The organism is Nonomuraea deserti, from assembly GCF_004348685.1.
GTDB lineage: Bacteria > Actinomycetota > Actinomycetes > Streptosporangiales > Streptosporangiaceae > Nonomuraea > Nonomuraea deserti.
Window position 1 is genome coordinate 1 of sequence record NZ_SMKO01000316.1, and the last position, 6804, is coordinate 6804.

A 6804-nucleotide genomic window follows, 5' to 3' on the forward strand; every position below is an offset into this window, starting at 1 on the left:
GTGGTTCCGGGGGCGGCTCCGGGGGCGACGACGGCACCACGCTGAGATACGCCTGGTGGGGCAGCACCATCCGCCAGCAGAACTACACCAAGGCCCTCAAGGAGTTCGCCGCCAAGAACCCGGGCATCCAGGTCGAGCCGGAGTTCGCCGAATACTCCGCCTTCCAGGAGCGCATGACGACGCAGATGGCCGCCCGCGACGTCGCCGACATCTTCTGGATCGCCTCAGCTCAGGTGCTCACCTACCACAAGAGCAACCTCTACCGCCGCCTCGACGACATCCCCACCCTCGACCTGTCCGACTACTCCCAGCAGGAGCTCGAGTCGTTCAAGCTGGGCGGGCAGCTCAACACCATGCCGTTCGGCGTCTTCGTCCCCGTCATCCGCTACAACGAGACGTTCGCCGAGGAGGACGAGGTCGAGCTCCCGCCTGACGACGCCGACTGGGACGCGTGGGCGGCCTTCCTCATCGACTACTCCAAGGACAACCCCGGCAAGCGCAAGGGCATGCCGTACGAGGCCGACGCCGACATGTGGTTCGAGGCGTGGTTGCGCCAGCGCGGCGAGCAACTCTGGACCGAGGACGGCAACGTGGGCTTCACCGCCGACAGCGTGCGCGCCTGGTTCGACTGGTGGGACAAGCTGCAGAAGGCCGGAGCCGTGCTGACGCTCAGCGAGCAGGAGGGCATGGGCCCCGACTGGGCGCTGGTCGGCAAGAAGGTGCTGGCCAAGGTGGGCAACTCCAACCACATCATCGACGACGCCAAGATGTTCCCCGACCACCGCTTCAAGCTGCGCGGCGTGCCGGTGGCCAAGGACGCGCAGGCCGGTCACCCGTTCCTGTACTTCCCCAGGATGGCGATATATCAGGGCATCGATGAGGAGAAGCTGGAGGCGGCCGGCAAACTTGTCAGCTACAACACCAACGACCCGGCCATGCTCAAGACCGTCGGCCTGACCATGGGCGCGCCGGTCAACCCCAAGGTCTTCCAGCAGACCCTCGACGCGGCGAGCGGGGACGAGAAGGAGATGCTCACCGCCGTACAGGTCGTCCGGGAGGCCGAGCGCCGGCCCCGCTTCGAGGCGCCCCCCGGCACGAGCACCTGGCGCACGGCCATGGCCAGGGTCGCCGAGGAGATCTCGCTCGGCCGCCTGAGCACCGCCGACGGCTCCAAACGGCTCCTGGACGAGATCGGGACCGGCATCACGCGGGCGCGTTAGGAGATCGCTGTGCCGATCACGCGAGCGAGGCGCGGGCCGCGCGGCCAGGGCGGGGCCGCGCACGTCTTTCTCATCCCGTGGTGGCTCGGCCTCGTGCTGGTCACGGCCGTGCCGCTGCTCGCCTCCCTCTACCTGGCCTTCACCGACTACAACATCCTCAGCACGCCGGAGTTCAACGGCCTGGAGAACTTCCGGCGCATGTTCGAGGACGGCTACTTCTGGGCGGCCGTCCGGGTGACGCTGGTCTACGTCCTGGTTTCCATCCCGCTGCAACTGGGCTTCGCCCTGCTGCTCGCCCTCATCCTCGACCGGGGCCTGCGCGGGCTGGCCTTCTACCGCAGCGCCTTCTACCTCCCGTCGTTGCTCGGCACCAGCGTCGCGGTCGCGATCCTGTGGCGGCAGGTCTTCGGCGACGACGGCCTGATCGACCGGGCGCTGTCGGTGTTCGGGCTGGAGCTGGGAAGCTGGCTGCAGAACCCGAGCCTGTCGTTGTCGACGCTGATCGTGCTGAACGTGTGGACGTTCGGCTCGCCGATGGTCATCTTCCTCGCCGGCCTCCGCCAGATCCCCGAGGAGTTGTACGAGGCCGCCAGGGTCGACGGCGCCGGCGTCGTCCGGCAGTTCACCGGCGTCACGATCCCGCTGCTGACCCCGATCATCTTCTTCAACCTGATCCTGCAGACGATCGGGGCCTTCCAGTCCTTCACCCAGGCCCACGTCGTCAGCGGCGGCACCGGAGGCCCGGCCAACTCGACGCTGTTCTACACGCTCTACATCTACCAGCAGGGATTCACGAACTTCGACATGGGCTACGCCTCCGCGCTGGCATGGGTGCTGATGGCCGCGATCGGCGTGGTGACGGCCGTGCACTTCGTCCTGTCCAAATACTGGGTCTTCTACGGAGACGACTGATGACGACCGCGACCCTCGACTCCACGCGTACCCGATCCAGGGCGGCCGCACGGCGGCGCATCCGCCGCGACCTGCTCAAACATCTCGGCCTCTGCGCCTTCGTGCTGCTGATGCTCTATCCGCTGGTCTGGATGATCGCCAGCTCGCTCAAGCCCGACCACCTCGTCCTCACCGAGCCAGGGCTCATCCCCAGCGAGATCACCTTCGACAACTTCGTCGAGGGCTGGCACGCGCTCAACCGCCCGTTCTCGGTCTTCTTCCTCAACTCGCTGGTCGTCACCGTCGGCTCGATCATCGGCAACCTGTTCTCCTGCTCGCTGACCGCGTTCGCGCTGGCCAGGCTGGAGTTCAGGATGCGCAGGGTCTATCTCGCCATCACGCTCGTGTCGGTGATGCTGCCGATGCACGTGCTGGTGATCCCGCAGTACATCTTCTTCTCGCAGTTCGACCTGGTGAACACGTACTATCCGCTGCTCGTGCCGAAGTTCCTGGCCACCGACGCGTTCTTCATCTATCTAATGGTGCAGTTCATCAGGACCATCCCGCGCGACCTCGACCGGGCGGCCTGGATCGACGGCTCGGGTCCGTTCCGCACCTTCTGGTACGTGATCCTGCCGCTGATGCGGCCCGCGCTCGTCACCACCACGATCTTCACGTTCATCTGGACGTGGAACGACTTCTTCGTGCCGCTGATCTACCTCACGTCGCCGAAGATGTTCACGGTGCCGGTGGCGCTCAACTCCATGGTCGACTCCGAGTCGCAGGGCGGCGTGGGCATGCTGTTCGCGATGTCGCTGGTGTCGCTGCTGCCCGTGCTCATCTTCTTCGCCGTCGCGCAGAAACAGCTCATCCGCGGCATCGCCACCACGGGGCTCAAATGAGGATCCTGTTCACCGGCGAGCACGACGAGAGCGTGCGCCGCGGCGTACGCGCCGCGGCCCCGCAGACGGGCGTCACGTTCGGGGCGGACCTCGCCGAGGGGATCGAGGAGGCGGACGCGGTGGTCGGCCACGTGCCGGACGCGTTGCTGGCCAGGGCGCGCCGGCTGCGCTGGGTGCACAGCCCGGCCGCCGGCGTGGACGGCGCGCTGTCGGGCGCGCTGCTCGACAGCGACGTGACGCTCACGTCCTCCGCGGGCAACGGCGCGATCCCGCTGGCGGAGCACGCGATGTTGATGATGCTCATGCTCAGCAGGGACGCGCCCCGCTGGTTGCGTGCGCAGGCTGAGCGCCGCTGGGACCGCTACCCGCACGGCGAGCTGGCCGGCGCGACCGTCGGGCTCTACGGGCTGGGCAACGCGGGGCTCGACCTGGCGGCCAAGGCGAAGGCGTTCCACATGCGGGTGCTGGGCATGCGCCGCAGGGCCGGCATGCCCGCGCCGGGCGTGGACGAGCTGTGCGGCCAGGACGACTTTCCCCGGTTCCTGGCCGCGTGCGACTTCGTGGTGGTCACCGCGCCGCTCACGGCGGCCACGGCTGGGCGGTTCGACCGGGCCGCGTTCGCCGCGATGAAGCGTACGGCGTGCTTCGTCTGCGTCTCGCGCGGCGGCATCGCGGACGACGACGCCCTGCTCGACGCGTTGTGGCGGGGCGAGATCGCGGGGGCGGGGCTGGACGCGCACGGCGTGGAGCCGCTGCCGGCGGAGAGCCCGTTCTGGAGGCTGCCGAACGTCATCGTCACCCCGCACAACGGCGCCACCACGGGCGCGACCGCGCGGCGCGGCGTGGAGATCATGCTCGACAACGTGGGCAGGTTCGCCCGCGGCGAGCCGCTGCGCAACGTCGTCGACAAGGCGGCCGGGTATTGAGCGCTAGTATACTTGTCTGACGATTCTGCTCGGCGTTCGGCGATCCTTGGGAGGGGTCCTTTGGACGGCCAGACCAGCTTTTCTCTCGGACCGTCGTCTCTGACGGAAGCGCTCTACGAATCCGTGCGCAAGCGCATCGTCAACGGCGAGATCGCCCCGGGGGAGAAGCTCACCGAGATCCGCATCGCCGGCGAATACAGCGTCGCACGGCCCACCGCGAAGGCCTGCCTGGAGCGGCTCACCGCGCTCGGGCTGCTGCGCCGCACGACCCACAAGACCGCGGTCGTCCCCAAGCTCGACGAGGACGACATCCGCGACCTCTACTTCAGCCGCGAGACCGTCGAGCGCGCGGCGGTCGCGGCGCTCGCCCGCACCGCCACCGTGCCGCAGGCCGCCGCCCGCGCGCAGGCGGCGATGAAGGCGGCGGCCGGCGACATGGCCTTCGCCAGCCAGGTGGAGGCCGACATCGCGTTCCACTCCGCGCTGGTCGCGGCCGTGGGCAGCCGGCGGCTGTCGCGCATGCACGAGGTGATCCTCGGCGAGGTGCACCTGACGATGGGCCAGTTCCAGGCCCACAGGACCACGCACCCGATGAACGTGGTGCACGAGCACGACGACATTCTCAAGGCGATCGGCGACGGCGACCCCGAGCGGGCCCAGCAGCGCCTTGCCCACCATCTCGACCAGGCCCAGGGCCGCCTGCTCGGCCAGTTGCGCCGCGAGCGGTCGGAAGAGGCCAGCGCGTAGGAGCTCATGTGACCAGATGGACCGTCAACTGCTCGATCCTCTACACCGGCCTGCCCCTGCTCGACCGCCCGGCCGCGGCGGCCGCCGACGGGTTCACGGCGGTGGAGTTCTGGTGGCCGTGGCCGCAGGCCGTGCCCGCCGACCGTGACGTGGACGCGTTCGTACGCGCCGTCGAGGACGCGGGCGTGCGGCTGACCGGGCTCAACTTCTTCGCGGGCGACATGGCGGCCGGCGATCGCGGCCTCGTGTCGTGGCCGGAGCGCTCCCGCGAACTGCTCGACAACATTCCCGTGGTGGCGGCCATCGGCGAGCGGCTCGGCTGCCGGGCCTTCAACGCCCTCTACGGCAACCGCGTCGAAGGGATCGACGCGAAGGAGCAGGACGACCTGGCCGTGGAGATGCTGGCGGCCTGCGCCCGCGGCGTCGACGGCACCGTGCTGGTCGAGCCGGTGAGCGGCGCGCCGCGCTATCCCCTGCTGACGGCCGCCGACGCGGTGGCCGTGCTCGAGCGGCTGGACGACGTGCCCGGTGTGGGGCTGCTGGCCGACTTCTACCACCTGGCCGTCAACGGCGACGACGTGCCCGCCGTCATCGAGCGGCACGCCGCGCGCATCGCCCACGTGCAGATCGCCGACGCCCCCGGCAGGGGCGCGCCGGGCGAGGGTAAGCTGCCGCTCCGGCGGTGGATCTCTGACGTGTACGCAGCCGGATATAACGGATATGTCGGCCTCGAATACCGCTCCGACAGTCCCGGCGCCTTCGACTGGCTACCCCGCGCGGAACGAGCCGCCGCCCCAGAGTAGCCAGCGCGACAGAGACCGGCGCGACAGAGACCGGCACGACAGAGACCGGCACGACAGAGACCGGCACGACAGGGAGCGGCGCCAGAGAGATCGGCGCGATGGAGAGCCGGCGACAGAGCAACAGGCGCGTGAGAACCCGGCGCGACAGAGCGGTGCCTGAGCAACCGACGCCAGAACAACCGGTGTGAGAACCGGCGCGTGAGAAACCGATGGGAGAGGAACGTCGTGAGCACCATTGCCTTCATCGGCCTCGGCATCATGGGCAGTCCCATGGCCGTGCACCTGGTCAGGGCCGGGCACACCGTGGCCGGCTACAACCGCTCGCCCGAGAAGGCCAAGGCCCTGACCGAGGCGGGCGGGCGCGCGGCCGCCTCGATCGCCGACGCCGTGACGGGGGCGGACGTGGTCGCCCTCATGGTGCCCGACTCTCCCGACGTGCAGGCCGTACTGACCGGGGATGACGGCGTGTTCGCGCACGCCGCGCCCGGCACCTTGATCATCGACTTCTCCTCGATCCGGCCCGACGTCACCCGCGAGCTGGCCGGCGAGGCGGCCGCCCGCGGCCTGCGCTATCTCGACGCCCCCGTCTCCGGTGGCGAGGCGGGCGCCAGGAACGCCGCTCTGTCGATCATGGTGGGTGGCGAGAGCGACGCCTTCGCGGCGGCCGAGCCCATCTTCGACGCGGTCGGCAAGACCGTCGTGCACGTCGGGCCGAGCGGCGCGGGCCAGACGGTCAAAGCGGCGAATCAGCTCATCGTCGCCGCGAACATCGAGGCGCTGGCCGAGGCGGTCGTGTTCCTGCGGGCGTACGGAGTGGACCTGGAGGCGGCGCTGGACGTGCTGGGTGGCGGCCTGGCGGGCTCGGCGGTGCTGGCCCAGAAGCGCGGCAACATGCTGGACCACGCGTTCGAGCCCGGCTTCCGCATCGCCCTGCACCACAAGGACATGGGCATCGTCACGTCGGCGGCCCGCGAGGCCGGGGTGGTGCTGCCGCTCGGCGCGCTGGTCGCCCAGCTCGTGGCCGCCGCCGACGCGTCCGGCGACGGCGCGCTCGACCACTCCGCGCTGCTCCGGGGCGTCGAACGCCTCTCCGGCGACCTGTAGGGCCGCCGCCGGGCTCGTCCCGCGCCCGGCGAAACGATCTGTGGTGCTATCGGCGGGCTCGTCGGGCACCGGGCGAAGCGACTCGCGGGGCCGCCGGAGCGGCTCATCGCCCGCGCGGCGGAGCGGGGCCGCCGGAGTGGTTCAGCTCTCGCGCTCGGCGGAGAAGCGCCGGGTCAGCTCTTCGGACGTCAGCGGCTCCTCGGGCGGGGAG

7 protein-coding genes are annotated in these 6804 nt (G+C 69.9%); all 7 read left to right on the plus strand.

Features of this window, described 5'->3' with window-relative positions; translation table 11 throughout:
• A partial coding sequence (locus tag E1292_RS48800; RefSeq protein ID WP_132606621.1) for an ABC transporter substrate-binding protein occupies window positions 1-1220 on the plus strand: 1220 nt, incomplete at its 5' end.
• A 3-nt stretch (window positions 1221-1223) separates the two neighbouring features.
• Window positions 1224-2132: a carbohydrate ABC transporter permease gene (locus E1292_RS48805; RefSeq protein WP_132606622.1), complete on the plus strand. Its 909-nt coding sequence runs from the start codon at window positions 1224-1226 to the stop codon at window positions 2130-2132.
• On the plus strand, window positions 2132-3013 hold the full coding sequence (locus E1292_RS48810) for a carbohydrate ABC transporter permease (RefSeq protein ID WP_132606623.1): 882 nt from the start codon (window positions 2132-2134) through the stop codon (window positions 3011-3013). The genes E1292_RS48805 and E1292_RS48810 overlap by 1 nt, the downstream gene beginning before the upstream one ends.
• A complete protein-coding gene (locus E1292_RS48815; protein ID WP_132606624.1) occupies window positions 3010-3939 on the plus strand; it encodes a D-2-hydroxyacid dehydrogenase in 930 nt (309 codons plus the stop codon). The genes E1292_RS48810 and E1292_RS48815 overlap by 4 nt, the downstream gene beginning before the upstream one ends.
• Before the next feature lie 60 nt (window positions 3940-3999).
• Window positions 4000-4686: a GntR family transcriptional regulator gene (locus E1292_RS48820; protein WP_132606625.1), complete on the plus strand. Its 687-nt coding sequence runs from the start codon at window positions 4000-4002 to the stop codon at window positions 4684-4686.
• A gap of 8 nt (window positions 4687-4694) precedes the next feature.
• Window positions 4695-5489 (plus strand): hydroxypyruvate isomerase family protein, encoded by a 795-nt coding sequence (locus E1292_RS48825; protein ID WP_132606626.1) that lies wholly within the window; start codon window positions 4695-4697, stop codon window positions 5487-5489.
• 198 nt (window positions 5490-5687) lie between these two features.
• Window positions 5688-6593, plus strand: coding sequence for a 2-hydroxy-3-oxopropionate reductase (locus E1292_RS48835; RefSeq protein WP_132606628.1), 906 nt, complete (start codon window positions 5688-5690; stop codon window positions 6591-6593).
• Window positions 6594-6804: the final 211 nt, after the last annotated feature.

Bases quoted from the DNA above. Each gene is read 5' to 3' on its own strand.
- E1292_RS48810 (WP_132606623.1), top strand. From the start codon at position 2,132: ATGACGACCGCGACCCTCGACTCCACGCGTACCCGATCCAGGGCGGCC.
- E1292_RS48815 (WP_132606624.1), top strand. From the start codon at position 3,010: ATGAGGATCCTGTTCACCGGCGAGCACGACGAGAGCGTGCGCCGCGGC.